The organism is Hymenobacter sp. CRA2, from assembly GCF_002007105.1.
GTDB lineage: Bacteria > Bacteroidota > Bacteroidia > Cytophagales > Hymenobacteraceae > Solirubrum.
Genome location: NZ_MVBC01000020.1, coordinates 63,866 through 90,252, shown reverse-complemented (window position 1 = coordinate 90,252; position 26,387 = coordinate 63,866). Strand labels below are relative to the sequence as shown.

Annotated in this window: 21 protein-coding genes; 6 read left to right on the top strand and 15 right to left on the bottom strand. The window is 65.7% G+C overall.

Annotation, left to right across the window (positions count from 1 at the left end):
* The 6 genes from B0919_RS22700 to B0919_RS22675 form a co-directional block, all read left to right on the top strand.
* A partial coding sequence (locus B0919_RS22700) for a GDP-mannose 4,6-dehydratase (RefSeq protein ID WP_139362333.1) occupies positions 1–446 on the top strand: 446 nt, incomplete at its 5' end.
* A gap of 63 nt (positions 447–509) precedes the next feature.
* Positions 510–1,499: a GDP-L-fucose synthase family protein gene (locus B0919_RS22695; protein WP_078014594.1), complete on the top strand. Its 990-nt coding sequence runs from the start codon at positions 510–512 to the stop codon at positions 1,497–1,499.
* Between the two features lie 84 nt (positions 1,500–1,583).
* Positions 1,584–2,891, top strand: coding sequence for a glycosyltransferase family 61 protein (locus B0919_RS22690; protein WP_078014593.1), 1,308 nt, complete (start codon positions 1,584–1,586; stop codon positions 2,889–2,891).
* Positions 2,876–4,093 carry a glycosyltransferase family 61 protein gene (locus tag B0919_RS22685; RefSeq protein ID WP_078014592.1) on the top strand — a complete coding sequence of 406 codons (1,218 nt, stop codon included), beginning with the start codon at positions 2,876–2,878 and terminating at the stop codon, positions 4,091–4,093. The genes B0919_RS22690 and B0919_RS22685 overlap by 16 nt, the downstream gene beginning before the upstream one ends.
* Positions 4,094–4,363: 270 nt before the next feature.
* Entirely contained in the window at positions 4,364–5,689 is a 1,326-nt protein-coding gene (locus B0919_RS22680; RefSeq protein WP_078014591.1) for a glycosyltransferase family 61 protein, read from the top strand.
* 42 nt (positions 5,690–5,731) lie between these two features.
* Positions 5,732–7,684 carry a glycosyltransferase family 2 protein gene (locus tag B0919_RS22675; RefSeq protein ID WP_078014590.1) on the top strand — a complete coding sequence of 651 codons (1,953 nt, stop codon included), beginning with the start codon at positions 5,732–5,734 and terminating at the stop codon, positions 7,682–7,684.
* Between the two features lie 443 nt (positions 7,685–8,127).
* Here the strand turns inward: B0919_RS22675 and B0919_RS22670 are convergent, their stop codons facing one another.
* The 15 genes from B0919_RS22670 to B0919_RS22600 form a co-directional block, all read right to left on the bottom strand.
* Positions 8,128–9,543, bottom strand: coding sequence for a glutamate-1-semialdehyde 2,1-aminomutase (locus B0919_RS22670; RefSeq protein WP_078014589.1), 1,416 nt, complete (start codon positions 9,541–9,543; stop codon positions 8,128–8,130).
* A gap of 31 nt (positions 9,544–9,574) precedes the next feature.
* Positions 9,575–10,945 carry a DUF4910 domain-containing protein gene (locus B0919_RS22665; protein WP_217701065.1) on the bottom strand — a complete coding sequence of 457 codons (1,371 nt, stop codon included), beginning with the start codon at positions 10,943–10,945 and terminating at the stop codon, positions 9,575–9,577.
* Positions 10,911–12,176: a class I SAM-dependent methyltransferase gene (locus B0919_RS22660; RefSeq protein WP_078014588.1), complete on the bottom strand. Its 1,266-nt coding sequence runs from the start codon at positions 12,174–12,176 to the stop codon at positions 10,911–10,913. Before B0919_RS22660 ends, B0919_RS22665 begins: the two co-directional genes overlap by 35 nt.
* 90 nt (positions 12,177–12,266) lie before the next feature.
* Positions 12,267–12,932 carry a PIG-L deacetylase family protein gene (locus tag B0919_RS22655; protein ID WP_078014587.1) on the bottom strand — a complete coding sequence of 222 codons (666 nt, stop codon included), beginning with the start codon at positions 12,930–12,932 and terminating at the stop codon, positions 12,267–12,269.
* The gene (locus tag B0919_RS22650) at positions 12,926–13,777 is read right to left on the bottom strand and encodes a sugar phosphate nucleotidyltransferase (protein ID WP_078014586.1); all 852 of its coding nucleotides are present in this window, start codon (positions 13,775–13,777) and stop codon (positions 12,926–12,928) included. Before B0919_RS22650 ends, B0919_RS22655 begins: the two co-directional genes overlap by 7 nt.
* Positions 13,778–13,864: 87 nt before the next feature.
* Positions 13,865–15,196, bottom strand: a complete 1,332-nt coding sequence (locus B0919_RS22645) for a class I SAM-dependent methyltransferase (RefSeq protein WP_078014585.1) — start codon at positions 15,194–15,196, stop codon at positions 13,865–13,867.
* A gap of 41 nt (positions 15,197–15,237) precedes the next feature.
* Entirely contained in the window at positions 15,238–16,575 is a 1,338-nt protein-coding gene (locus tag B0919_RS22640) for an NAD(P)H-dependent oxidoreductase (protein ID WP_078014584.1), read from the bottom strand.
* 54 nt (positions 16,576–16,629) lie between these two features.
* Positions 16,630–17,175: a dTDP-4-dehydrorhamnose 3,5-epimerase gene (rfbC, locus tag B0919_RS22635; protein WP_078014583.1), complete on the bottom strand. Its 546-nt coding sequence runs from the start codon at positions 17,173–17,175 to the stop codon at positions 16,630–16,632.
* Between the two features lie 47 nt (positions 17,176–17,222).
* Positions 17,223–18,332: an NAD-dependent epimerase/dehydratase family protein gene (locus B0919_RS22630; protein WP_078014582.1), complete on the bottom strand. Its 1,110-nt coding sequence runs from the start codon at positions 18,330–18,332 to the stop codon at positions 17,223–17,225.
* A gap of 125 nt (positions 18,333–18,457) precedes the next feature.
* Entirely contained in the window at positions 18,458–19,348 is an 891-nt protein-coding gene (rfbF, locus tag B0919_RS22625; RefSeq protein WP_078014581.1) for a glucose-1-phosphate cytidylyltransferase, read from the bottom strand.
* Between the two features lie 279 nt (positions 19,349–19,627).
* Positions 19,628–20,398 (bottom strand): WecB/TagA/CpsF family glycosyltransferase, encoded by a 771-nt coding sequence (locus B0919_RS22620; protein WP_078014580.1) that lies wholly within the window; start codon positions 20,396–20,398, stop codon positions 19,628–19,630.
* 67 nt (positions 20,399–20,465) lie between these two features.
* Positions 20,466–21,863, bottom strand: coding sequence for an undecaprenyl-phosphate glucose phosphotransferase (locus tag B0919_RS22615; protein WP_078014579.1), 1,398 nt, complete (start codon positions 21,861–21,863; stop codon positions 20,466–20,468).
* Positions 21,864–22,120: 257 nt separating this feature from the next.
* Positions 22,121–24,511 (bottom strand): glycoside hydrolase family 3 N-terminal domain-containing protein, encoded by a 2,391-nt coding sequence (locus tag B0919_RS22610; RefSeq protein WP_078014578.1) that lies wholly within the window; start codon positions 24,509–24,511, stop codon positions 22,121–22,123.
* A 14-nt stretch (positions 24,512–24,525) separates the two neighbouring features.
* Complete coding sequence (locus tag B0919_RS22605) at positions 24,526–25,026, bottom strand: helix-turn-helix domain-containing protein (RefSeq protein WP_078014577.1); 501 nt, start codon at positions 25,024–25,026, stop codon at positions 24,526–24,528.
* A gap of 6 nt (positions 25,027–25,032) precedes the next feature.
* A complete protein-coding gene (locus tag B0919_RS22600; RefSeq protein WP_078014576.1) occupies positions 25,033–26,337 on the bottom strand; it encodes a sugar MFS transporter in 1,305 nt (434 codons plus the stop codon).
* Between the last annotated feature and the right edge of the window lie 50 nt (positions 26,338–26,387).

Below are 26,387 nucleotides of genomic sequence, written 5' to 3'. Positions count from 1 at the left end.
AGCGCGACTGGGGCCACGCCAAGGACTACGTGGAGGCCATGTGGCGCATCCTGCAGCAGGACACGCCCGAGGACTTCGTCATCGCCACCGGCGTGACCACCACCGTGCGCGACTTCGTCAGGATGGCCTTTGGCGAGCTGGGCGTGGAGTTGACGTTCTTCGGCGAGGGGGCTGACGAGACGGGGCACGTGGTGGCCTGCCACAACCCGGAATACCAATTGCCGCTGGGCAAGGAAGTGGTGGCCGTGGACCCGGTGTACTACCGCCCCACGGAAGTGGACCTGCTGGTAGGCGACGCGAGCAAGGCGCAACGCAAGCTGTGCTGGCGCCCCCACTACGACCTGCCGGCCCTGGTAGAAGACATGGTGCAGGCCGACCTGACCCTGTTCCGTCGCGACGCCGCCCTGCGCGACGCGGGCCACCGCGTGCTCAATCACTACGAATAAGCCGCCGCGCAGCAAGGCCTGGCTGCGCGCCCCCTCGGCTTTACCCCCTTCTCCTCCACCCCCATGAACAAAAACGCCAAAATCTACGTGGCCGGCCACCGAGGCATGGTGGGCTCGGCCCTGATGCGCCACCTGACGCAGGCAGGCTATGCCCGGCTGGTGGTGCGCACCTCGCAGGAGCTGGACCTGCGCAACCAGGCCGCCGTGGCCGACTTCTTCGCCCGCGAAAAGCCCGACTACGTGCTGCTGGCCGCGGCCCAGGTAGGCGGCATTGAGGCCAACAACACCTACCGCGCCGACTTTCTTTACAACAACCTCTTGATCGAGGCCAACGTGCTGGAGCAGAGCTTCCGGCACGGGGTGCAGAAGCTGTTGTACCTCGGCTCATCGTGCATTTATCCGAAGCTGGCGCCACAACCCATCCGGGAGGAGTACCTGCTCAGCGGGCCCTTGGAGCCTACCAACGAGCCCTACGCCGTGGCCAAGATTGCGGGGCTGAAGCTGTGCGAAGCCTACCGCGACCAGCACGGCTGCAACTTCATCACGGCCATGCCCACCAACCTCTACGGCCCTAACGACAACTACGACCCAGCTTCCTCGCACGCCATGGCCGCGCTGCTGCGCCGGTTTGGCGAAGCGGCCGCTCTGGCCCTGCCCAGCGTGACGGTGTGGGGCACGGGCACGCCCCGGCGCGAGTTTCTGCACGTGGATGACCTGGCCGACGCCTGCCTGCACCTGATGCAGCACTACAATGGCCGCGAGCCGGTGAACGTGGGCACTGGCCAGGACGTGACCATTCGGGCCCTGGCCGACCTGGTGGCCGAGGCCACGGGCTACCACGGACGCATCATCTTCGACACGAGCAAGCCCGACGGCACGCCGCGCAAGCTTCTGGACGTAAGCCGGCTGCACGCCCTGGGCTGGCAGCACCGCATCGGCCTGCGCGAGGGGGTGCAACGCGGGTGGCGGCGGCCGCTGAGTGGCAGCCTGCCGCGCAGCGGCGCGTATCGCCGCTGCTGCCGGCGTAGCGGTATTTCCCGCTCCACGCTTTAGGATGCCATACGCGCCCACAGCCGGCGCTTCGCCTTGCAGGACAGCACTTGCCGCTGCTCACCATCTTCTTACTTCCCTCCAGTCATGCCACCTGTTTCCGCCTTTTTTGCCCGTGCCCAGCGCCGCGGCAGTCGCCTGCTCCGTGAGTGGCTGCCTCACAACCAGCAATACCGCCCGGTGGGCGTGCACGCCAGCAGCCGCGTGCTGGCGGCCCGCCCCGGTAGCGGGGCCGCCTACTACGAAATCGAGCCGGCCACCACCTCGGAGCTGGAGCTGCCGGCGGCCTTCTACAAGCAGGTATCGGCGTACGGGGGCCTGCACGGCGTGCCCAACCGCACCGAAGCCGTACCGGCGGCGTTCGTGGTGGAGCTACGCCAGGGCCGCGTGTACGCCGACAACCTGAACAGCGTGGCCGTCATCAGCGCGGACAACCGGCTGGTGGGCGACGCGTCGTTTCAGTACAGCAGCGCCGAGTGGAACAGCACGCCCCCGGAAGCCAACAACATTTTCCAGCAGCGCTACTTCCTGGCGCCGGTACGGGTGCCGGGCACCGTGTGCACGCTGCTCTCGGGCGGGGGCGCGGCTACCGGCAACTACTACCACTGGCTGCTCGACTCCCTGCCCCGCCTGCACCTGGTAGAGCAGGCCGGCCTGCTCGATGACGTCGACTACTTCCTGGTGTACGACCGCCGCCAGCGCGTGGTGATGGATTCGCTGGCGGCCCTGGGCATCGGCGCCGAGCGCGTCATCGACGTGCAAAGCCACCGCCACCTGGTAGCCGACCGGCTGCTGGCTACCTCCGCGGTGCGCGGCAACGGCACGCACACGCCCACCTGGGCCTGCGACTTTCTGCGCCGCCGTATCAAGCCGGAAGCGGGCCAGAGGGAATTCTCGCCCTTTGTGTACCTGAGCCGCGGCGACGCGCCGGGCCGACGCGTGCTCAACGAAACGGCCGTGGAAGAGCTACTGCGCCCCTACGGCTTTGCCTCGCACCGGCTGGCGGAATATTCCTTTGCCGAGCAGGTGGCCCTGTTTGCCGGCGCCAAAATCGTGGTGGCGCCCACGGGGGCAGGCCTGGCCAATCTGGTGTTTGCCCCGGCCGGCACGCCCGTTATCGAGCTGTTCCCGAAAAACTTCACGGTGGTGGAGTACCCCGAGCTGTGCTACCGGCTGGGCCTGCCGCACCAGTTCATGGTGTCGGCGGCCGAGGGGGCGGAGGTGTCGTCGCGCAAGGCGGCTCAGCGCCAGGACCTGACCGTGAACGTGGAGGCGCTGCACCAGCTGCTGCAGCGCGCCCTGCTGCCGGCTGCCGCGGCCATCAGCGCGGCAGCCCCTGCCCTGACCAGCCTGTTTTTCGCCTTTGATGAAACCTGCGTATGGAGCTTGATGTAGCCCGCGTACGGCGGGGTGTAGCCCGCCTGATGCGCCAATGGGTGCCCCACAACGGGCAGTTTCGGCCCACGGGCCTGCAGGCGAGCAGCCTGGTATTGGCCAGCCAGCCCGGCAGCGGGGTGGCTTACACGGGCGTGTATCCCGCCTACACTTCCGAGCTGGCCGTGCCCGAGCTGTACCGCACGTACGCCCCAAGCTACTACGAGCCCGTCAGCGCCACGGAGCAGGTAGGCGCGGCCTTCGTGCTGCAGCTGCCCGACGGCCGTATCAGCGTGGAGGACGTGCACGCGCTGGCCGTGCTCACGGCCGACGGCCAGTTGGTAGGCGACGCCTCGCTGCAGTTCGACCCGCACACTTTCGCCCCGGCCCCGCCTGCCGCCAACGCCATTTTCCGGCAGCGCTATTTCCGCGCGCCGCGGGTGGTGGAGGGCACGGTGTGTAGCCTGCTGGCGGGGGGCGGCGCAGCCATCGGCAACTATTACCACTGGCTGCTCGACTCCCTGCCCCGCCTGCACCTGGTGGAGCAAGCCGGCCTGCTCGCCGAAGTCGACTACTTCCTGATTTACAACCGCCAGCACCGCTTCGCCGTGGAGATGCTGCGCGAGTTAGGCATTCCGGAGGAGCGCATCATCGACGTGCAGGACAACCCGCACCTGCGGGCACGCCGCCTTATCGTGACCTCGCACGTGCGCAACGGCGGCCTGCACGCCCCCGACTGGGTGGGGCCGTACCTGCGCCGGGCCTTCCAACACCTGCCCTCGGGCACGGAAGAACCTGCCAGCCCCTACGTGTACGTGAGCCGCCGCGACGCCGCGTTTCGGCGGGTGCAGAACGAGGCAGCGGTGGAGCGGCTCCTGGCCGAATACGGCTTCCGCAGCTACGCCCTGAGCGAGCTGAACCTGCGCCAGAAAGTGGCGCTGTTCGGCGGCGCCCGGGTGGTGGCGGGGCCGGTGGGCGCGGGCTTGGCCAATCTGCTGTTCAGCCAGCCCGGCACCGCCCTCATCGAGCTACTACCGCGCAGCATGGTGGTGGCCGATTACCTCGACCTGACCACGCGCCTGCGCATGCCGCACTACCCGCTGGTGTGCGACACACCCACGGCCGCCCGCACCGCTGCCGAAGGCCGCAATGCTGACCTCACCGCCGACCAGCCGGCCCTACGCCAGGCCCTGGAACAAGCGCTGGCGCAGGTCGCCGTTTGATTGAGCTATTACCCTGTTGCCGCGCTAGTCCTCACCCTTTTTCCCCGAGCTATGACCCTATTTCTCCGCCCGCCGCGGCCTGCTTTGCCCCATTCCGCCTTCTGCTGTAGCCCCCGATTGGGTGCTCTTCCGCTCACCTGTTCCTATCCACGGGCCGCGGCTTGTCGGCTGGCGCCCAGCAGACTGGGGCAGGCCGCGGGCTGATGGTTCGGCGCTGCTAAGCAGGCCGGCGCCAAGCTCTGTTGATGGTTGGTTTATCCCGTTTTGCTTATGACTACTTCCCTACTCGGATCTGTCGCCCAGGCGCCCAAGCGCGCCCGGCAGCTGGCCGGCAAAGTGCGCGGCCGGCTGGCCCGGCTGCTGCGCCAGTACGTACCCCAGCGCCTGCGCTACCGCCCCGTGGGGGTGCACGCGTCGAGCAAGCAGCTGGCGCACGAGCGCGCCGATGTGCACTACTTCCTGGTGGTGCCGGCTTACCTCTCCGAAGTAAGCATCCCGCCCGATTTTTACGACCAGGCATCGGTGTACGGCGGCCTGCACGGCAAGCCTAACTTCCAGGAGCTGATGCCCGAGGCCTTTGTGGTGGAGCTGTCCGACGGCCGCGTGTACGCCGACAACCTCGACAGCGTGGCCGTCATCAGCGCCGACAACCGACTGATGGGCGACGTGTCGTTTCAGTACACCAGCCGGCACTGGACCACGCTGCCCCCGCGCGAAAACAACATCTTCTACCAGCGCTGGTTTGAGGAGCCGCTGCGCATCGATGGCACCGTGTGCACATTGCTCTCGGGCGGCGGCGCCGGCACCGGCAACTACTACCACTGGCTGGTGGACTCGTTGCCGCGGCTGTACCTGGTGCAGCAGGCCGGGCTGCTACACCAAATCGACTACTTCCTCGTCTACGACAAGCAGCTGAGCTTCGTGCGCGAAACCATGGCCGGCCTGGGCATCGGGCCGGAGCGGCTCCTGGATGTAAAGGAGCATCGGCACATCCAGGCCCGGCGACTGGTGGCCACCACGCCGGTGCGCGGCCTGGGCACGCACACGCCCGCCTGGGCCTGCGAGTTTTTGCGCCGCAACTACCCTCCCGACCCGGCCCTGCTTGGCCGCTTCAGCCCGCTGGTGTACGTGAGCCGCCGCGACGCCCCGGGCCGGCACGTAACCAACGAGGCCGACGTGGAAGCCCTGCTGGCCCAGCACGGCTTCCAAAGCTATGCCCTCAGCGAGCTGTCGTTTGCCGAGAAGCGGGCCCTGTTTGCCGGCGCCCGCGTGGTGATAAGCCCCGTGGGCGCCGGCCTGTGCAACACAGCCTTCTGCCGCACCGGCACCCAGCTGCTGGAGCTGCTGCCCGAAGACTTCGTGGTAGCTGATTACCTGGAATTCTCAGCCCGCCTGAGCATCCAGCACCGCTACCTGGTATGCCCCGCCACGCCGCGCGTGAATGACCGCCGCCAAGCCCAAGCGCAGCACCTCACCGTGCCACTGCCGGCCTTTACGGCCTTGCTGGAAGAAATGCTGCGCACGGCCGCCGTGGCCGCCGAGCCCGGGCCACGCGAAGTGCCCGCGGCACCCGTAACGTCCGCGCCGGCACGCTAGCTCCTACCCTGTTTTCTTGTTCCACTCTACTTCTCGCCGCGCATGATCCTGCTCTCCATCGTCACCTGGAACAGCGCCGATAGCATCGAAGCCTGCCTGGCCTCGATTTTGGCCCAAACCGTATCCGACTTCAGCGTGTGGGTGGTCGACAACGCCTCCCGCGATGATACCTGCGCGCGGGTGCAGCGCGTAGCCGACCGCGACGCGCGCGTGCAGCTGCACCGCCTCAACCAGAACACCGGCTTCTGCGGCGGCCACAACTACGTGCTCGACCGCGCCCCGACCACCGACTACGTCCTGCTCGTCAACCCCGACGTGGACATGGCGCCCGATTACCTGGCCCGCGCCTTGCAGGCCATGCAGCGCGACCCGCGCATCGGCGTAGTGTGCGGGGTGCTCACCCAAAGCCAGGAGGCCGACCCCATCATCGACTCGGCCGGCATGGAGGCCCGCCCCGACGGGCGCTACGGCCTGCGCCTGCACGGGCAGCGCCTGAGCCAGGCCGATGTGCAAGCCGGCTACGTGGCCGGTGCCGACGGGGCCCTGCCTCTGCTGCGTCGACGCTTCATCGACGATTTGCGAGTGGACGGGCAGTTTTTTGACGAGCGGTTTTTCGCCCACAAGGAAGACTGGGACGTGGCCTGGCGCGGCCACCTGTATGGCTGGCGCACCTACCTGGAGCCTGCCTGCCGGGCGCTGCACCCGCGCGTGTTCCGCCCCGGCGACCTGGCCCTGCGCCGCCGCCTGGCCGGCGCCATCAAGACCGACGCGGTGAAAAACCAGCTCATGCTGCTGCTAAAGAACGGTCCGACGCGCGGCGGGGAGGGTTTCCGCTTCTGGCTGGGGGTGCTGCCGCGGCAGCTAGCGGTGTTCCTGTACATTTTGCTGCTGGAGCGCGCTTCGCTGCCGGCCTACAGCTACGTGTGGCGACACCGGCGCGCCGTGCTGGCCTCGCGTCGGCAAGTGCAGGCCCGGGCCGCCCTGGGCTGGGCCGCCGTGCCGCCCGAAGCCAGCACCGTGCTGACGCCGCTACTCAGCATCTGCGTGCCCTGCTACCACCGGCCCGAGCTACTGACGCGGGCGCTGCGCTCCATAGGCCCGCTGCCCCCTGATGTCGAGCTGGTAGTCTCCGACAACTCTACCGCCAACGACCACTGCGAGGTGGCAGCCCGCCGGACGCTGGCCGGGCAGGCCTCGCACCTGTGGCGCTACTACCGCAACGCGCCCGGCGGCACGGCGGCTTCCAACTGGGCCGCTTGCCTGCAGCGCGCCCGGGGCCGCTACGTGCTCATGCTCCACGACGACGACTTTCTGCTGCCCGGCGGTCTGGCTGGTATAATGCAGCAACTGCGCGCCTTATCAGGGCGGTACCAGGCGGTACTCTTCGGGGTGCAGGTGGTAGATGCCGAGGGCCGCGTGCTGCGCACCCAGACGGTAGACCACGCCGGATACCTGGAGCCCGAAGCCGCCGTGGAGCAGATCCTGACCAACTCTTCGCTGATCCGCCTGCCGGGCATGGTCGTCACGCGCGAGGCTTACGAGGCCGTGGGCGGCCCCGACCCGGCCCAGCACGACACCGACGACACCGACCTGTGGATGCGCGTGACGGCCCGCTACGGCCTGTACCGCGTCCCGGCCTGCACGGCGGCCTATACCGTGCACGACGGCGCCCTGACCACGGGCATGTTCGATGCGCGCAACCTGGAGCTGCTCGGGCGCATGTTTGGCAAGGCCCGCACGGCCCAGCTATTGCCCGAGCCGCGCCTGCGCCGGGCCGAAACGCAGTTCTACCACCAGTTTATTCTGGCCGGCACCTATCGTGCCCTGCGCCGCGGCGACGGTCCCGCTGCCCGCCAAGTCCTGAATCTGCTGGCGCATCCGCAGCTGCAGCCGTTGCCCGTATCGTGGCGCTGGCTGCCGGTGCGCCTGAGCTTCCAGGCCCTCACGCACCTTGATGCGCGCCTGAGCCGTAAGCTGCTGCCGGCGACGTGGTAACAACAGCGCCTCCTAGCCAATCGAAGTGTCGTCAGTTGACGCTGGTAGCCCAATAATCCTACGAGCCAACGGAAACAGGCCATGAGTGACTCATGGCCTGTTTCCGTTGGCTCGTGCTGTTCTAGCTGCCACGTGCTGCGTTGCGCCGACTTTTAACTCCCTGCAAAGCCTATCTGGATAGAAGCTTTGGACAGTAAGTAAAAGCAATTCGCACGCAAGCCCGCAATTCGCGCAGCTCTTTAGTCGGGTGTTAGCGGCAAGTTTTCCAGCGCCGTGTGCAGCACGAACGGCCGGACTCAAACCGTAACCGACGGGCAGTTTAACCTACCTTACACCGTGCGTTAGCCTTCCGCAGGCTTACCTAGGCTCCTACAAACGCCAACGCCGCCAGCCTCTTGCGAGACCGACGGCGCGGCACCTAGGCGACGAAACTGCTCCACCTTTCAGTTTCGGGCCCGGTACACGGGTTGCACGGGGCGGCCGTGCAGGTATTTGTCGAGGCCTTCGTCGAGGGCGCGGCGGTACACGCCCAGGGCTTCGTGAATGCGTTCGGCGGCCAGCTCGATGTCGGCGGGCTGGTGGGCGTAGCTGACAATGAGCGAGGGGAGCAAGAGGCCGCGCTTGAGCGTCTCCTGCAAAAACAGGGTGCGGAAGCCCTGCGAGGGCTGGCGCGCGGCGTCGCGGGTGGCGTACACCAGGCACTGCGGCGGCCCCAGCAGCGCGAAGTGGCCGGTGAGGCCGTGCTCGGCAATGCTCTGGGCCAGTAGGCGGCGCAGGTACTCGCCGGCCTGGCGCAGATGCTCTATCACCGGCTCGCGGCGGTAGGTGGTCAGTACGGCGCGCATGGCGGCCAAGGCGTGGCTTTCGGCCCCGTAGGTAGTCGAGAGTAGGAACACGCGCTCTTTATCGTGGTGCAGGCCACCCAGCTCCATCAGCTCGCGGCGGCCGGTAAGAGCGGCGATGCTGAAGCCGTTGCCGAGGGCCTTGGCCCAGGTGCTCAGGTCGGGGCGCACGCCGTGCACGGCCTGGGCGCCGCCCACGTGCCAGCGCAGGCCGGTGATGATTTCGTCGAAGATAAGTACGGTGCCGTACTGGTCGCAGAGCTGGCGCACGCCCTGCAGGAAGCCAGGCGCCGGCGGCACGTCTTTTTCCACCTCCATGATCAGGCAGGCCAGCTCGTCGGGATGATCTTCGAAGAGCTGCTGCACCGAGGCCAGATCGTTGTAGCGGAAGGTGTGGGTGAGCTGGCGCACGCCCCAAGGAATGCCGGCGCGCACCGCAGTGGTGCCGATAAACCAGTCGTCGGTGGAGAAGAACGGGTGGTCCTGGCAGATGGCTACCCGGTCGCGGCCGGTGGCGGCGCGGGCCAGCTTCACGGCGGCCGTGGTAGCGTCAGAGCCATTCTTAGCGAATTTCACCATGTCGCCGGCTTGCGTGGTGCTCAGGAAGTCCTCGGCGGCGCGCAGCTCCAGCATGGTGGGCCGGCCCACGTTGGCGGTGCCGCGGAGCAGCTCGCGCTGGGCCGCCTGCACCACCGGCCGGAAGCCGTGGCCCAGGGTGACGGCCCGCAGACCCATACCGAATTCCAGGTACTCGCGGCGCTCGGTGTCCCACACGCGGCAGCCATCGGCCCGCACCAGGTAGGGTGCTATGCCCTCGGGAAACTGGTCGTCGCCCTTGGCGTAGGTGTGCGCCCCGCCTGGAATGGCCGCGTGGAAGCGCTGCGTCAGGACCGCGTGCGTTTCGCCAGCCGGTTCAGGCGCCGGCGATTCAACAGCAGCCAACGACGCCGTGCGAGCCGCAGCGGCGGAGGCGTTGGTGGTCGGTGGCGCGAGCAGCAGGGCTTCTTCGGAACTCATGACGAGGGCGGTTGGCGGTGGAAAAGAGGAGTTAGAGGGCAGCAAGCAAATCGGCCTGGCACAGGCTGCGCACGGCCCGACGAATAGCACTGAAGGACAAGCCGCTGCGCTCGGCCATGGTCAGCGCGTCGTGCTGGCCGTCGGCGAGGCTGAGTACCCAGAGCAGGGCCATTTCGGCTTCTTTAGGGTTACCGGTGCCTTTGAGGGCGCCGTAGAGGCCGCGGCGGCCGAGTTGCGGTTCGCCGTAGGGCTGCCGGTTCTGGTAGCGGCGGTCGTGCTGCTCCAGAGCCCGACAGATGAGGCGCAGCAGCCGCATCGAGGCTGCCAGTTGGCGCGGCCGCACCAAGCTGGGGTTATCGGCCGAGGTGTGGTATTCAGGGAATTCGGCGAACGGGGTACGCGTCAGGCAGCCCACCGGCAGGTTGAAGCCCGGCGAGCAGTATTGCCGCTCGTCGTAGCCGTAGGGGCTGAAGTCGCGCAGCTGGTGGGCGCCAAGCGCCGCCTCGCGCAGCACCGCGGCCACTACCCTATCGATGGCGGCCGTGCCCTGGCGGGAGCGTTTGTAGGTAAACTCGCCCGGCCCGCCCAACAACGACAACACCAAGCCGTGTTTGATGCGCGGCACTGCCGAGTGGCGGTGCTCGTGCAGCCAGCTGATCGAGCCGATGGTGCCCGGCACGAACACGAAGCGGTAGGTGTAGCGGCGGCGCGGACGGGCGGCCAGCCACTGCGCCAGCCACGCGGCCGTGACCACGCCGGCCAGGTTATCGTTGGCCAGTGAAGGGTGGCAGATGTGACAGGAAAACAGCACCTCCTCGTCGGTGTCGCCGGGCAGCACCAGCTGCCCGTAGGTGAGCGAGCCGGCCGGGTTCAGGTCCGCGTCGATGCAGACTTCGTACCGCTCGTCCTGCAGCTGCTCGCGCAGCTGGTGCGGCAGGCAGAAGCCCCAGGTGGGCTGGTAGTAACTGGTGCGGTAGGGCGTGAGCGTGGGCTGCGCGGGCAAAGAGTGCAGGTGCGCGTCGAGTTCCTGGCGCGTCAGCCACTGCGGGGGCACGGGCACGCTGTAGCTGACCACGTGCAGGGAATGGCGCTGAAAATCCACCACCCGGCGGCCGTGCTGGTCCTTGATGTAGGCGTCGCGGATGTTCCACTCGGGTGGCACCGTCCAGTCGAGCACGGCGGTGCCGCTGGGCACCTCGCGCACATCCAGGCCAGGCGGCAAGTGCTGGCCCAGGATGCGCAAGGTCTGGCGTACGCCCTCGCCGGTGATGCTGCGGCAAATGGGGTACAGCTCGCGCAGCAGCCGGTGCATAGCCTGGCCGGGCCGCCCGTCGGCGGCCACCAGCTCGGGCAGCACGGCGGCTACCTCAGGCGTGTGCCACTTCGGCGGGGCTGCTGGCATAGCTGAATACTTCGAGAGCGGGAATGGCAACCACAAACTGGCCGCCCCATTCGCGGATGAAAGCAAGACGTTCGGCAATTTCTTCGCGCAGGTTCCAGGGCAGAATCACCACGTAGTCGGGCTTTTCGCCCCGGATGCGCTCCGCATCGACCACCGGAATGTGGCTGCCGGGCAGGCAGCGGCCCTGCTTGTAGGGCGAGGCATCGGCCACGAAGCTGAGCAGCTCGGTGCCCTGCAGGCCGCAGTAGTTGAGCAGGGTGTTGCCCTTGGCCGCGGCGCCGTAGCCCACCACCTGCTTGCCGGCGCGGCGCTGCTCCAGCAGGAACTCCAGAAATTCGGCCCGCACGGTATCCACGCGGGGTTGGAAGTCCTCGTAATACTCCAGCGTGAGCATGCCGGCGGCCTGCTCGCGGGTCAGCAGCTCGCGCACAGCCCGGGTTACGGGCTTGCTGTGGTCACTGGCATGGCGGGCGAAGATGCGCAGCGAGCCGCCGTGCGTGGGCAGTTCCTCCACGTCGAAAATGGTGAGGCCCTGCGCGGCGAAGATGCGCGCCACGGTGCTCAGCGAGAGGTAGCTAAAATGCTCGTGGTAGATGGTATCGAACTGGCAGTGCTCCACCAGGTTCAGCAGGTGCGGAAACTCCATCGTGACGATGCCGCCGGGCTTCAGGGCCGTTTGCATGCCGCCTACGAAGTCGTTGATGTCGGGCACGTGGGCCAGCACGTTGTTGCCGATCAGCAAATCGGCCTGCTGCCCGGTGGCGGCCAGCTCGCGGCCCAGCTTGGCGGTGAAAAAATCCACCAGGGTGCGCACCCCGCGGCCGGCCGCTATGCGGGCCGTGTTGGCCGTGGGGTCGACACCGAGCACCGGCACCCCGTAGGCGTGGAAGTACTGCAGCAGGTAGCCGTCGTTGGAGGCCGCCTCGATAACGAGCGAGTTCTTATCGAAGTGGAAGCGCTCCATCATCATGTCGACGTAGCGCCGGGCGTGGGCCAGCCAGCTGGTGGAGTACGACGAGAAGTAGGTGTACCCGTCGCCGAAAATATCGACGGCCTTTTTCACCTCCCCGATCTGCACCAGAAAGCAGTTGTGGCACACGTAGGTTTTCAGCGGATAGTGCACCTCCGGCTCCTCGAGCTGAGCAGCCTGGAGCATGGAATTCGACGGCGGGCAGTGGCCTAAATCGGCAAACACGTGGTGGAGCTCGGTTCCACAGTGGCGGCAGTTCATAAGCTCGTGGGTCTTGGGAAGGGAGGCGGAGAAAGCGAGAAGGTGGAACCGCGCTACCGCACGCGGCGCAGCGACGGACGCAAAGCGGGGCTACAGCACCAGCTTGCGCAGGTAGAAAGCCTCGGCGTAGCGCCCGGCCGAAGCCGCTTGCATGCCGCGCAGCCGGGGCAGGGCCCGGAAGGTTTCGGCGTCGAACCAGTGCTTGCCGGCCTGCGAGGGAAAGTGCGTGAGCAGCAGCTCCACTTTCCGGTCGAGCACGTCGGCGGGCAGCTCCACGAAGCACTCGGGGTTGCCCAGGTCGCCGTCGTACTTCGGAATTTCGTATTCGAGCACGAGGTGGCTGCGAAAGGTATTCCAGGTGAGGTCGGCGAGCAGGCGGTGGTCCTGGTGCAGGTCGTGGCGGTAGTGGGTAAAGATCAGGTCAGGCTGAAAGGCTTTAAGTTCTTCAAACACTTGCTTGACGGCGGGCACTGACTGCGGCAGCAGGCCGTCCTGAAAGGTGAGCACGCGCACCTGGCTTTCGGCGAGGCCGCCGCGTGCAGCCGCCAGCCAGGCGCGGGCGCTGGCTTCGGCTTCGAGGATTCGGGCCGGGGTGCTGGTAAAAACCACCCAGCACAGGGCCGCCACGCGCTGCTCGCTCAGCAGCCGGAGCAGGGTTCCGCCCGCTCCGATTTCGATATCATCGGCGTGGGCACCGAGGCAGAGCACGCGCAGGCCCGCAACGCCTTCGGGCGCCGCTAAGCCGAGCTTCAGCATACGGCCGCTTGCAGTTGGCGCACGCGCTTAGCCGGCACTACTTTGGGCGCGGGCGCCGGTGCCTGCTCGGCCTTGCGCCACACCTCCCAGGGCGCGGGCCCGTGGGCATGCAGCTCGTCGAGGGTCTGCTTGTCCTTGAAGGTATCCATGGCGGCCCAGAAGCCCTGGTGGCGGTGCGCCAGCAGGCGGTCCTGCGCAATGAGGCGCTGGAATGGCTGCTCCACCAGCTCTTCGCCGGGCTGCAGGTAGTCGAAGATTTCGGAGCGCAGCACGAAGAAGCCGGCGTTGATCCACAGGCCCGACTTGGCAATGGGGCTGATGTAGTCCACCCGCGAGTCCTCGCCCAGCGACACCACGTGGAAGCTGTGCGTCGGCTGGTAGGCCATGAAGCTGCCCACGGCGTTGCTCTGCTCCATCTCGCGGATGGTCTGGTTCACGTCGAGGTCGGAGAGGCCGTCGGCGTAGTTGGCCAGAAACATCTCCTCGCCTTCCAGCAGGTGCCGCACGGCCCGCAGGCGCTGGCCGATGTTGGCGTTCAGGCCGGTGTCCACGAAGGTGATGTTCCAGTCGTCGATGTCGGTTTTGAGTGGCTTCACGTCCTTGCCGCCCTTCGAGAAAACGAAGTCGTTGGAGAGGCACTCGTTGTAATTCATGAAATACTGCTTGACGGTATCGGCCTTGTAGCCCAGACACAGAATGAAATCGGTGTGGCCGAAGTGGGCGTAGTAGCGCATGATGTGCCACAGGATGGGCCGGTAGCCCAGCGTCACCATGGGCTTGGGGGTCGACTCGGAATACTCGCGCAGCCGCATTCCGAAGCCGCCACAGAACAACACAACTTTCATGGCTGAAGAGAGAAGAAGGTGAGGTACCTGCTGACTGCCAGCAGTGCAATAGCTCTAGGTGCGGTAGGCGGAGCAGTGGATGCGACCTTAGCTGTAGACTTCCACCGTGGGGATGGGCACCACGAAGCGCCCGCCCCACTGGCGGATGTCAGCCATCTGCTGCATGATTTCGGCGCGCAGGTTCCAGGGCAGTATCAGCACGAAGTCGGGCCGGGTCTGGCGGATGCGGTCGGGCGCGTAAATCGGGATGCGCGTGCCGGGCAGAAACAGCCCGTGCTTGTGCGGGTTGGCGTCGACGGTGTAGTCGAGAAAATCAGTGCCGATGCCGCAGTAGTTGAGCAGGGTATTGCCCTTGCCCGGCGCGCCGTAGCCCACCACCGTTTTGCCCGCGTTTTTGGCTTCGATGAGGAAGCTGAGCAGGGCGCGCTTGGTTTGCTTCACGGCCTCGCCGAACTCGGCGTAATAAGCCAGGGTGCACACGCCGGCCTCGATTTCGTGCTGGCGCAGCTCCCCTACCCGTGCTTCCACCGGCTTGCTGTGGTCACTGGCGTGGCGGGCGAAGATGCGCAACGAGCCGCCGTGCGTGGGCAGCTCTTCCACGTCGAAGAGCGTGAGGCCGTGGTGGGCGAAGATGCGCTCCACCGTGTAGAACGAGAGGTAGCTGAAGTGCTCGTGGTAGATGGTATCGAACTGGCACTGCTCCACCAGCCGCAGCAGGTGCGGAAACTCCATGGTAACCACGCCGCCCGGCTTGAGCATGATCTTGAGCCCGCCCACAAAGTCGTTGATATCAGGCACGTGGGCCAGCACATTGTTGCCGATCAGCAAATCAGCCTGCCCGTAGGTAGTGGCCACCTTGCGGGCCGTGCGGCGCCCAAAGAACTTGCTGAGCGTGCTGATGCCCTTGCGGCGGGCAGCCTCGGCCACGTTGCCGGCCGGCTCGATGCCCAGTACCGGAATCTGCCGCTCGTGGAAGTACTGCAGCAGGTAGCCGTCGTTGGAAGCCACTTCCACCACAAACTGCTCCGGCCCGATGCCAAAGCGCGCCACCATCTGCTCGGTGTAGCGCCGGGCGTGCGCCAGCCAGGTAGTGGAGTACGACGAGAAGTAGCAGTACTCGTCGCGGAAGATTTCGTCGGGGCGCAAAAACTCGCCTACCTGCACCAGAAAACAGTTGGCGCACACGCGGGCGTGCAGCGGGTACTGCGGCTCAGCCCGGTTGAAGTGCTCGGGCCGCACGAAGTCTTCGCACAAGGGCGAGGTGCCCAGGTCGACGAAAGTAGCGTGCAAGGCCTCGCCGCAGAAGCGGCAGCAGGGCTCGGCGGCCAGGGCTATGGGCCGGGGCAGCAGGCGCCGCCGGGGTTTCTGAACTCCGGCAACGGCCAGCTTGGGTTCGGCAGAAAGTAGCGAAGCAGTCATCAGCGGGTGATGCTAGGTGGAGAGAAGAAGCAGTGGCTGGGCTAGCTCACCGCTACCGCGGCAACTTTGGCAACCGCTACCCGCCCGAAATGCTCGGCCTGCTCGCGGCGCAGGCGGTCGATCAGGCGGCCTTCCGGCAGCACAACGTCGTGGTAGGTGAGCACCTGGTCCTGGGGCACGTCGTGGCGCAACACGCAGCCCTCGGCCACCCCGATGGGCAGCAGGTCCTCGGCATGAGCCACCGGCGCGTTTTCGGCCAGCCCGTAGGTGTGGTAGCAGCCAATGCCGTCCAGCGTGGTACCGGCGGTGAGGGGCACCTTGGCGGCAGCCACTACTTCCACGGTGGGCGCGGCCGTGGTGGCCAGCGTGGTGTCGTGGAAGAGCACGGCGCGGGCCACGGAGTGCGGCGCCTCGAAGTGGCAGAGGTGGTAGGGCGTGTAGAAGCAGTAGAGCGGGCCCTTGCCCAGCTTGTAAAGGTTCAGGTAGTGCTGCTGCACCGCATCGTCGATGGTGCCGAGCACGAACACGCCGGGGGCCGGCTCGGCGCCCACTACGTAGTCCACGTAGCCGGGGCTGTCGGGGGCAATCAGGGCGTCCACGGGGTACCACTCGGCCGCCTGCTTGATGGGCGTACCGGTGGGTACCGTCGGGCCGGTCATGCCGCGCTGCAGCACCTGCATGCCGGTGGCGTTGGCCACCACAGCCTGCTCGTAGCTGATTTTGCTGCCGTCGGCGAAGCTGGTGACCATGCTTGGGTTCTGGCCCCACTGCCGGGCAAAGCCCTCCTGCGTGGTGGGGTTGCGGTACGGGTCGTGCAGGCCCTTGATGTTGCCGCAGAGCACCGGACGTATGCCCAGGCCGCGCACGAAACGCACCAGGTTCATCGTCACGCCGGGCTGGTCGCCGTCGGCCAGGGTGTACACCACCCCGGCGCGTTCGGCGTACACCCGCAGGATGGCACCGGCCGTGCCGTCGAGCTCGGCGTTAAAGGAAATCAGGTGCTTGCCGTGACGGAAGGCCTCCAGGGCCACGCGGGCACCGTGCTCCACTGCCCCGGTCATTTCCAGAATAGCGTCGATGCCCTCGGCGCGGCACAGCAGCAGCGCGTCGTCGGTAATGGCGGGCTGGCCGCGGCGGATGCACTGCTCCAGCTGCGCCACCGTGCCCACCTCCTCAATGCCGAGCTGGCCGGCTTCTTCGTAGGCCTGGCGGGCTTTGTCGAGGGTGCGGTTGGCAATGGCCACCAGCTCCATGCCGGGCACGTAGTGGCAAATCTGGCGCACGACGCCCCGCGCCATGAACCCAGCCCCCACGAGGGCCACTCGAATGGGCTTCCCGGCTTGTTGGCGGGCGGCCAGCGCGTTATCAACGATGATCATACATGCTAAAGAGAGAGGTGGAACGATAGCCGCGGCTCGGCTGGAGGTCAGGCGTTATGCTTGGGGTACCAGCTGGCGGAAATCGGGGTGGCGGCGGTCTTTCTCCGAAATGACGGTGGGCTCGATGGGCCACTTGATGCCGATGGCCGGGTCGTTCCAGCGCAGGCCCCGCTCGTATCCGGGGGCATACTTGGCCGATACCTGGTAGCACACGTCGGTGTCGTCCTTAAGGGTGATGAAGCCGTGAGCGAAGCGGGCCGGCACGAACAGCATGCGGAAGGACTCGGCCGTCAGCTCCACGCCCAGCCACTGGCCGTAAGTGGGCGACTCCTCGCGCATGTCCACGATGACGTCGTAGATGGCGCCGCGGGTGCAGCGCACCAGCTTGGTTTCGCCGAAGGGCTCCAGCTGCAGGTGCATGCCGCGCAGCGTGCCCTTGCGCGGGTTCGACGATACATTGGCCTGCACCGGGGCGGCCGTGATGCCGTGGGCGGCAAACTCGTCCTCGCACCAGGAGCGGGCAAAGAAGCCCCGCTCGTCGGACATGCGGTCTACATCGATAATAAAGGCGCCAGCCAGTTCGGTTTCGGTGAAAATCATAACGGCTGATGGTGGAGTGAAAACAATAGGCGCTAGGTGCGGCAGGGCTAGGCCACTAATTCAGGTTGGGAAGCCGGAGCAGCCACGGGGCGGGCCGGCGCGGCGGCAGTGCGCTGCCATTCGAGCTGGTCGCTGAGGCGGCCCGATTCGCGCAGGGCGGTGAGCACACGCAGGCGCATCAGCTGCGAGGCACGGAAATCGGCGTCGCGGAAGCCCATGCCGACGAGGTTGTCGCGCAGCTCCGCAATGGCGTCCTGCAGGGTGCGCTGGGGCTGGTGGTAGGGCGCCAGGCGGCGGTACAGGCTGAAGTCGACGCGGTACGAGCGTTTGTCGGGCGGGGCGGCGGGGTTCAGCGTTACCTCGGTGCCGGGTACGGCTTCGGCCACGGCGGCGGCCAGCTCGTGCACCTGGTAGTTCCACGCGTCGGAGCCCACGTTCACGGCCAGGAAGGCGCCGCCGTTGGCAGCCGGGCGCTCCACGGCCCATTCGATGGCACGGGCCATGTCCTGCACGTGGATGAGCGGGCGCCAGGGCGAGCCGTCGCTCAGGATGCTGATGCGGCCCGAAGACACGGCCCCGGCCACGAAGTCGTTGAGCACCAGATCCAGGCGCAGCCGGTCGCTCCAGCCGCAGGCCGTGGCAAAGCGCAGGCAGGTCACGCGAAACTGTTCGTCGGCCAGCGGAGCCAGGTCCTGCTCGCTGAGCACTTTGCTGCGAGCGTAGGCCGTCAGCGGATTCAGCTCCGAGGTTTCGGCCCGCGGGGCATCGGCACCGGCGCCGTACATGCTGCACGAGGAGGCAAACACGAAGCTGCGCACGCCGGCGGCTTTGGCGCGGCGGGCCAGCTCGATGCCGGCGCGGTGATTCACGGCCAGCGTCACGTCCTCGTAGGTCTGGCCCATGGGGTCGTTGCTGATGGCGGCCAGGTGCACCACGGCGTCGACGCCAGTGAGCAAATCGAGCGGCAGGCGGCGCACGTCGCCGAAAATCTGGCGGTCGAGGCGGATTTCGGGCAGGCACTCGGCCCCGGTGAGGCAGTGGGCGAAGAAGCCCTGGTCGTAGCCAATGAGTTCGGCGGCCGGGAAAGCCTGACGCAGGCGGGCTACCACGCCCGGGCCCACATAGCCCATGTTGCCGGTGATGAGGATGCGTTTCATATCGTTGGTGGAGAGTAGTAGGAGAAATCGTGAGCTGGTGAGTTTGATGTTCGGGAAGGCGGCACCGCGCAGCTTGCGCCAGCAGCACGACACTCTCCAGTTCACCACCTCACCATTGCACTGAATTAGTCCAGCGGCATTACCGTGGGCGTGGCTACGCGCTGGCCTTCGGGCGCCTGCACGGGCGTAGCCAGAATTTCGGCCAGCACGGGGTCGTCGTGGGTGGGCTCGGGGTCGTTGCTCCACACCTTCCACTTGGCGGCGCCGCGCTGCCACATTTCTTCCAGCATGTTCTTGTCGCGCAGCGTGTCCATGGGCTGCCAGAAGCCCTGGTGGCGGTAAGCGGCGAGGCGGCCGTCGAGGGCCAGGCGCTCCAGCGGGGCTTTCTCCCACACGGTGTCGTCGCCTTCCAGGTAATCAAACACCTCGGGTTCCAGCACGAAGAAGCCGCCGTTGATCCAGGGCGTTTCGCCGCCTTCGGGCTTTTCGGTGAAGGAGTTGATCAGGCCGGCGCCCTCGTTGAGGTTGAACACCCCAAAGCGGCCGGGCTGACGCACTGCCGTGAGCGTGGCCAAAGCCCCCTGCTGGCGGTGGAAGCGGATAGCCTCGCGAATGTCGATGTCGCCCACGCCGTCGCCGTAGGTCATGCAGAAGGTGGAGTCGCCCACGAACTCGCGCACGCGGCGCAGGCGGCCGCCGGTCATGGTTTCCTGGCCGGTATCCACCAGCGTCACCGTCCAGGGCTCGGCGTTTTGGCGGTGCACCTGCATTTCGTTACGGTCCATGCGGAAGGTCACGTCGGCGCTGTGCAGGAAGTAATCGGCGAAGTACTGCTTGATCATGTGGCCTTTGTAGCCGCAGCACACCACAAAATCCCGAATGCCGTGGTGGGCGTAGATCTTCATGATGTGCCACAGGATGGGGCGGCCGCCGATTTCGACCATGGGCTTGGGGCGTACGCCGCTTTCTTCGCTGATGCGGGTACCGTAGCCGCCGGCGAGTAGTACTGCTTTCATGGCTCTGAAGGCAAAAGAGGTGGAGGAAACAAACCCAAAAGAGAAGAGCAAACCCACGATGGCGGTGGGTAGTCTAAGCCTGCGCTTTGTATAACTAAAGATATTTTTAATTATAATTTATCGACACTAAATCCTATGATAAATTTTTAAAAGTATAATTCAAATTCAAATAGTACTAATCTTTCTTGTACTTGTCTTCGTAGCTGCTGCACTGTGATGATGGACGCAAAGTGCATTGCTAGTCAGCTGGATAGCTCAGGCACGTGACGCTGATACCGTTCAGCTGGCTACCTGTGCGGCTTGCTTGTCCGGCGCCAAGCTGTGCCGGAGCATCAGCCACACGAAGCGCGTGTTGGTGACGAGGTAGCGGCGCCACAGGCGCCGCGGCTCCAGCCACAGGCGGTACGCCCACTCCAGCCACAGCTTGCGGGCCCAAGCAGGCAGGCGGCGCTCCAGACCCGCATAAACCAGGAAGGCCTGCCCCACCCCAAGCATGCAGGCGCGCACCCGGCCCTGGTGGGCGGCCATCCATTGCTCCTGGCGGGGGCAGCCCAGGGCCACGAACAGCAAATCGGGGTCGGCCGCGTTGATGCGGGCCACATCGGCCGCTTCCTCCTCGGGCGTGAGCGGACGGAAAGGCGGGGCGTGCAGACCGGCGAGGCGCAGCGTGGGCAGCTCGCGCCGGATACGGGCCTCAATGGCACTAAGCACTTCGGGGGTGGTGCCGTAGAAGTACACCGACTGCCCGCGGCGGGCCGCTTCGGTAAGCAGCAGCGGCAGGGCATCCATGCCGGCCACGCGGGGCTGCCGGGGGCCGCCAAACCAGCGCACGGCGGCGGCCACGGGGCTGCCATCGGGCGCTACCACGGCGGCGCGGTTGACTACGGCGCCAAAGGCGGGGTCGCGGCGGGCTTCCACCACCATGTGCACGTTGGCAAAGCACACGTAGGCGGAGGCACGGGCCGCGCCCAGCTGGAGCACGGTGTCCACAAAAGCCGCTGCGGGGCCCGTGGAAATCCAGGAATCGAGGACGCGGTAACGAGGGAGCATGGTGGAGAAAATGCTGGGGTACCCCGGGAAGTGGCTGCAGAACCTTGGCGGGGCCCTGTTCAGCTGACTAATAGGCGTTTTTTTCGCCGCGGACCATGTTCCAGACGGTCTGGCCGATGATTTTCATGTCCAGCCCGAACGACCAGTTTTCCATGTACTTCAGGTCGTATTCCACGCGCTTTTCCATGGTGCCGGCTTCGCGGGTTTCGCCGCGGTAGCCATTCACCTGGGCGTAACCCGTAATGCCGGGCGTGACGGCGTGGCGCAGGTGGTACTGGCTGATGTGCTTGGAGTATTCTTCCAGCTGCGAAATCATGTTGGGCCGCGGCCCGACCACCGACATGTGCCCGAGCAGCACGTTGAAGAACTGCGGTAGCTCATCCAGGTTGTACTTGCGCAGGTAGGCCCCGATGCGGGTGATGCGCACGTCGTTTTTGGTGGCCTGCAGCTCGGTACGGCCGTGGTCGGTGCGCATGGTGCGCAGCTTGTAGCACGGGAAGAGCTGGTTGCGCTTGCCGGGCCGCATCTGCTTGAAAAACACCGGCCCCGGCGAATCCAGCTTGATGAGCAGCGCCAGCACGGGCATGATGAAGGGGAACATCGTGCAGATAACCGTGAGCGAGAAGGCAATGTCGAAGAGGCGTTTCAGCAGCAGATTGGTGCGGATGCCCAGCGGCTCGTGCCGGATGGTCAGGATGGGCAGGTGGTCGTAGAAGTACACGTTGACGTCCTTGCGCACGGTGCCGCTGAAATCGGGCACGATGCGGAACGAGAGGAAGTGCTGGTCGGCGAAGTGCGAGAGGTCTTCGATCAGCTCGCGGCGGTCGAGCGGCAGGGAGAAGTAAATTTCGTCGACCTGGTGACGGCGGCAGTATTCCTGCAGGTCGTCGAGCTTGCCGCGCACGAGGTGGCGCAGGCCACCGGGCACGGGCTCATCGGCAAAGAAGCCGGCGAATTCGTTGCCCAAGGGGTCGTGCGAGGCCAGGAAACGGTACAGGCTCTGGCCGCTCTCCCCTATCCCGACGATGATGTAGCGGCTCATGGGGCGCGCGAGGTACTCCACGTACTTGCGGTAGCAGAACGTCATCAGGAAGCGCCCGGCCACCACGGCCACCACCGACAGCGAGTACGCCGACAGCAGAAAGCGCGCGGGCACCCAATACTGCTGCAGCAGCACGGCGCCGCTGATCAGCAGCACGGCGTGTAGCAGAAAGGTGCGCACCACGTACAGAAGCTTTTCCGGGTACGTGATGAGCTTGTCGACGCGGTAAATGTTGGCGTAGTGGCCGGAGAGTATCCACCACAGCAGCGCAAAGACGACGTACAGGGCGGGAAACAGGCCGCCGAAAAACCAGGTGCCGGTAGTGACGTAGCCGGCAAGGCGGAAGGCGCCCAAAATGAGCAGCACGTCCACGACGGGCAGCACGATGCGCGACGCATCGGAATAGTAACGGTAGCGTTCCATAAAGGGGCGGAGAGGAACTACAGAACAACACCACGCTGGCCGCTATCGGTCAGCTTTCAGGAGCAATATCGGCAAACGTATACCTTAAACAATAATAAATTATACTTAATTTATAAAAAGTAACATTACATCCTAATAAATACAAAATTTCCTAACCAAGGTCCACATTATCTCTTAAAGTAACGCTGCCCGCCTACTCCTTTATGGAGCAGACGGGCAGCGTCGCATAGCCCAGAAAATCAGCGGATAACCAGTACCTAGTTTGGCGTGGGCGAGTCCATTAAGGTGAACCGTTTCGTCTGGTCGCCCACGCGCACCTCAAAGTCGCCGGCCTCCAGCACTTTGGCCCCGTCGCGGCCGGTGTAGGCCAGCTCGGCGGCGGGCAAGCTGAACGTTACCGTCTTAGTTTCGCCCGGCTTGAGGCTGATTTTGTCGAAGCGGCGCAGGCGGCGCACGTCGGGGGCCACGCTGGCGGCCACCTGGTCGCTGGTGTAGAGGTGCACCGCTTCCTTGCCCTCGCGCTGGCCGGTATTGGTCACCTGCACCGTTACCGTCAAGGTACCGTTTTTGGGCAGCGAGGCCTTGTCGAGCTGCAGGTTGCTGTACTGGTAGCTGGTGTAGCTCAGGCCGTGGCCGAATTCCCACTGCGGGTTGTAATCGGCCTCGTAGTTGTAGGCGCCCTCCCCTTTCTTCTGCTCCTCGGCGTACTTATGAATGTAGCTCACCAGCGCGTTGGGGTAGCGTGGGTAGGTGTAGGGCAGCTTGCCGGAGGGGTTCACGTCGCCGAACAGGATATCGGCCAGCGCGTCGCCGCCGTGGTTGCCGGGCAGGTACGTCTGCACGATGGCTGGCATCTGCTGCTCGAAGGCCGAGATGACGCGCGGGCGGCCTTCGTTGAGCACCAGCACCACGGGCTTGCCAGTGGCCGCGAGGCGCTTGGCCAGCTCGATCTGCAGGGGCGAGATGGTGAGGTCGTTCAGGTCGCCGGGCTTTTCGGCGTAGCTGTTCTCGCCCAGGCACAGGATGACGGCGTCCACGTCCTTGGCCGCAGCCACGGCTTCGTCCATTTTGTCAACGGACTCGTCGTAATACTTGCCATCCTGCTTGGGGTTGTAGCTCACGCCGGGCACGTAGCGCACGTTCTGGGCCCCGATTTCCTTCTGGATGGACTCCAGAATGGTGTTGTACTTGGCAGCGAAGTCCTCTACCTTCTCCCCTTGCCAAGAGTAGGTCCAGGCGCCATTAAGGGCGCGCATGGAGTTGGCGTTAGGGCCCGTCACCAGCACTTTGCTGCTTTTCTTGAGCGGCAGCAGGGCGTTTTGGTTTTTGAGCAGCGTAATGGCTTCGGCCGCGGTTTGGTAAGCCGCCTGCTCGTGTTCGGGGCTGCCGAATTTGGGGTAGTCCTTGGCGTGCGTGACGGGCTGCTCGAACAGGCCCAGCTTGTACTTCACGCGCAGAATGCGGCGCACGGCGTCGTCCACGCGGGCCTGCGACACCTTGCCTTCCTTCACCAGGGCTACGAGGTTGTCGCAGAATTCCTCGTACTGGTAGGCCAGCATGCCCATGTCGATGCCCGAGTTGATGGCCAGGGCAATGGCTTCCTTCACGTTCGGCACCACATGGTCCCGCTTGTACAGGTTGTCGATGTCGCCCCAGTCCGTCACCACCAAGCCTTTGAAGCCAAGATCTTCCTTCAGCAGCTTGGTAAGGATTTCGTAGTTGGCGTGCATGGGCACCCCGTTGATCAGACCGGAGTTGATCATGATGCTATTGGCGCCGGCATCAATAGCGGCCTTGAAAGCCGGCAGGTGATACTCGTAGAGCGACTCCAGCGGGATGTAGGCGTTGGTGCGGTCCTTGCCCGACTGCGGCACCTGATAGCCCATAAAGTGCTTGATGCTGGCTGCCACGTGCGTCGGGTCGCCGATGTTGTTCTGCTCGCCCTCGTAGCCCTTCACGATTTCGCGGCCCATTTCAGCGCCCAGGTAAGGGTCTTCGCCGAAAGTTTCCCACTGCCGCGGCGAGCGGGGGTCGGAGCCCAGATCGAGCACCGGCGAAAATGCCCACGGAATGGAGCTGGCGCGCGTTTCGTAGGCCGTGATTTCAGCGCCGCGACGCACCAGCTGGCGGTTGCGCGAGGCGGCCTGGGCTATCTGCTGCGGAAACATGGTAGCACCGGCCGTGTACGTCTCGCCGTGCACCGCGTCGATGCCGTAGATGACGGGGATTTTCAGGCGCGTTTCCTTGGTGGCCGCGTCCTGAATCTGCTGGATGATGCTCTCCCACACCTGTGGGGTGCGGGCGCGGTTGTTGGCCGCGTTCAGCACGGAGCCCAGCTTGTACTTCACCACCGCGTCGCGCAGCTTGGCCGGGTCGACGGCAAAGGGCTCGTCGCTGGCGAAACGACTGTTGCCTTTCCCGATGACGTCGAGGGTAATCTGGGCCATCTGCCCGACTTTCTCTTCCAGCGTCATCTGGGCCAGCAGGGCTTCCACGCGCGGCTCTACGTTGGTGGCCGCAGCACCCGGCGTCTGGCCCGCAGCGGCTTTGGTCTTGACTTTTACTTTCTGCTTCTGGGCCTGGGCGTCCAGCGCCAGGGTGCCGGTCAGCAGCGCGAGCAGCGTGAGGTGTTGAAGATGCTTCGCCATGATGATCAGGGAGGTTAGGAAATCGTAGAGAAAGAAGCCTCGGCGGCTTCTGCTCCGGCAGGTTCAGAAGATGTGGGCAGCAAGGCTTGCAGGCGCTGCCAGGCTTTGCCGGCCGTGGCCGGGCAGATGGAGGCGGCGTAGCCCTGGGCCACGAGGTAGTCGGCCAGTTGCCGCCGCGTCCAGGCGTGGGCGTGGCTGCCGGTAGGCCCGGTGAGCAGCGCCTTGAGCGCGGCTTCCACGGCCGGCGTAAGCTTGGTGGGGGCGCCGCCGTGGGGCGGGGCATTCAGGTACGCTTCCAGCCCCTGGCGCAAATACAGACGGCGCAGGGCATACACCCGGCCCACCGTCATGCCCAGGCGCTCCGCCGACTCTACCACGGGGCAGCCGGCGTCCCAGTCGAGCACGGCCTGGGCGCGGTTGCGCTGGCGCGATACCAGCCGCGGCTGCTGCAGGTACTTGTGCAGCACCGCGCGCTGGTCGGCCGTCAGGCGGAGCGGTTGGGGGTTGCGGCCCATGGCGGTTCAAACGGTCTTGAGGTCGGTGGTCGGCCGGTAGCCCTTCAGGCCGTACCAGCAGATGTAGACGTAGCAGAGCACGGGCAGCAGGAAGGCAAGGCGCAGCGCGTGCACACCCCCGCCGCCTAGTTGGCTATCGGCAACCAGGCCGAAGAGCGGGGGAATAACGGCCCCGCCCACAATGGATGCGGAGAGCAAACCCGAGGCGTCTTCGGTGTGGCGGCCGAGCCCGGCCACGGCCATGGTGAAGATGACCGGGAACATAATGGAGTTCATCAGCCCCACCGCCAGCAGGCTCCACATGGCCAGGGCACCGGTCGAGTTGATGGAAATCAGCACCAGCGCCACGGCGCCCACCGCATTGAAGGCTAGCACCCGGCCCGGCTTCGCCACGCGCAGCAGGCCGATGCCCAGAAAACGCCCCACCATGGCCGCGCCCCAGTAATAGGAGACGCGGTAGCCGCCGTTGAGGGCGCTCAGGCCGACGACTTCTGGCTGGCCCAGGTACGAGACGATGTGCGAGCCGATGGCTACTTCGGCGCCTACGTAAGTGAAAATGCCCACCAAACCCAACAGCAGGTGGCGGTAGTGCCAGGCGCGGCGGGTATCACCCGCTTCGGCGGGCGCGTGCTGAATGGTCGGCAGCTTCAGGAAGGTCAGCAGCAGGCTGATGACAACCAGCACAGCGGCAATGCCCAGATACAGGTACTGCACCGACGTCACGTCGAGGGCGGCGGCCTGCGCCGGGCTAAGCTTTTTCAGATCGGGCAGGTGCGAAAGAATCAGGTACGAGCCCAGCGGCGGAGCCACGGTGGTAGCCAGCGAGTTAAAGGCCTGCGTCAGCGTCAGGCGCGAAGAGGCCGTTTCGGGCGGGCCGAGGATGGCCACGTAGGGGTTGCCGGCTACCTGCAGCGTGACGATGCCCGTGGCCAGCACGAACAAAGCGCCCAGGAATAAGCCGAACGTGCGGCTTTCGGCGGCAGGAAAGAACAGCACCGCCCCGAGGGCGGCCACCAAGAAGCCTACCAGCATGCCGCCCTTGTAGCCCAGGCGCTTAACCAGCAGCCCGGCCGGCACACCCATGATGAGGTAAGCCCCGAAAAAGCAGGAATTCACCAGGTTCACCTCTGCGTAGCCGAGCGTGAACAGGCCCTTCAGGTACGGGATGAGGATGTCGTTCAAGCAGGTGATGAACCCCATCATGAAGAAGAGCACCGTCAGCGACGCCAGCGCCGGGGCGTAGTTCGGGGTAGGCGCGCCGGCCGTGGTGGTGGCGTGCGGCGCGGTGGCGGATACAACGGGAGCGGCCATAGCTACAGCGGAGAAGAAAAGCGGAGGAATAGCCGGCGTGCCAGCTGATT

Coding starts and splice junctions, on each gene's coding strand:
- B0919_RS22695 (WP_078014594.1), top strand. CDS start 510: ATGAACAAAAACGCCAAAATCTACGTGGCCGGCCACCGAGGCATGGTG.
- B0919_RS22690 (WP_078014593.1), top strand. CDS start 1,584: ATGCCACCTGTTTCCGCCTTTTTTGCCCGTGCCCAGCGCCGCGGCAGT.
- B0919_RS22685 (WP_078014592.1), top strand. CDS start 2,876: ATGGAGCTTGATGTAGCCCGCGTACGGCGGGGTGTAGCCCGCCTGATG.
- B0919_RS22680 (WP_078014591.1), top strand. CDS start 4,364: ATGACTACTTCCCTACTCGGATCTGTCGCCCAGGCGCCCAAGCGCGCC.
- B0919_RS22675 (WP_078014590.1), top strand. CDS start 5,732: ATGATCCTGCTCTCCATCGTCACCTGGAACAGCGCCGATAGCATCGAA.
- B0919_RS22670 (WP_078014589.1), bottom strand. CDS start 9,543: ATGAGTTCCGAAGAAGCCCTGCTGCTCGCGCCACCGACCACCAACGCC.
- B0919_RS22665 (WP_217701065.1), bottom strand. CDS start 10,945: ATGCCAGCAGCCCCGCCGAAGTGGCACACGCCTGAGGTAGCCGCCGTG.
- B0919_RS22660 (WP_078014588.1), bottom strand. CDS start 12,176: ATGAACTGCCGCCACTGTGGAACCGAGCTCCACCACGTGTTTGCCGAT.
- B0919_RS22655 (WP_078014587.1), bottom strand. CDS start 12,932: ATGCTGAAGCTCGGCTTAGCGGCGCCCGAAGGCGTTGCGGGCCTGCGC.
- B0919_RS22650 (WP_078014586.1), bottom strand. CDS start 13,777: ATGAAAGTTGTGTTGTTCTGTGGCGGCTTCGGAATGCGGCTGCGCGAG.
- B0919_RS22645 (WP_078014585.1), bottom strand. CDS start 15,196: ATGACTGCTTCGCTACTTTCTGCCGAACCCAAGCTGGCCGTTGCCGGA.
- B0919_RS22640 (WP_078014584.1), bottom strand. CDS start 16,575: ATGATCATCGTTGATAACGCGCTGGCCGCCCGCCAACAAGCCGGGAAG.
- rfbC (WP_078014583.1), bottom strand. CDS start 17,175: ATGATTTTCACCGAAACCGAACTGGCTGGCGCCTTTATTATCGATGTA.
- B0919_RS22630 (WP_078014582.1), bottom strand. CDS start 18,332: ATGAAACGCATCCTCATCACCGGCAACATGGGCTATGTGGGCCCGGGC.
- rfbF (WP_078014581.1), bottom strand. CDS start 19,348: ATGAAAGCAGTACTACTCGCCGGCGGCTACGGTACCCGCATCAGCGAA.
- B0919_RS22620 (WP_078014580.1), bottom strand. CDS start 20,398: ATGCTCCCTCGTTACCGCGTCCTCGATTCCTGGATTTCCACGGGCCCC.
- B0919_RS22615 (WP_078014579.1), bottom strand. CDS start 21,863: ATGGAACGCTACCGTTACTATTCCGATGCGTCGCGCATCGTGCTGCCC.
- B0919_RS22610 (WP_078014578.1), bottom strand. CDS start 24,511: ATGGCGAAGCATCTTCAACACCTCACGCTGCTCGCGCTGCTGACCGGC.
- B0919_RS22605 (WP_078014577.1), bottom strand. CDS start 25,026: ATGGGCCGCAACCCCCAACCGCTCCGCCTGACGGCCGACCAGCGCGCG.
- B0919_RS22600 (WP_078014576.1), bottom strand. CDS start 26,337: ATGGCCGCTCCCGTTGTATCCGCCACCGCGCCGCACGCCACCACCACG.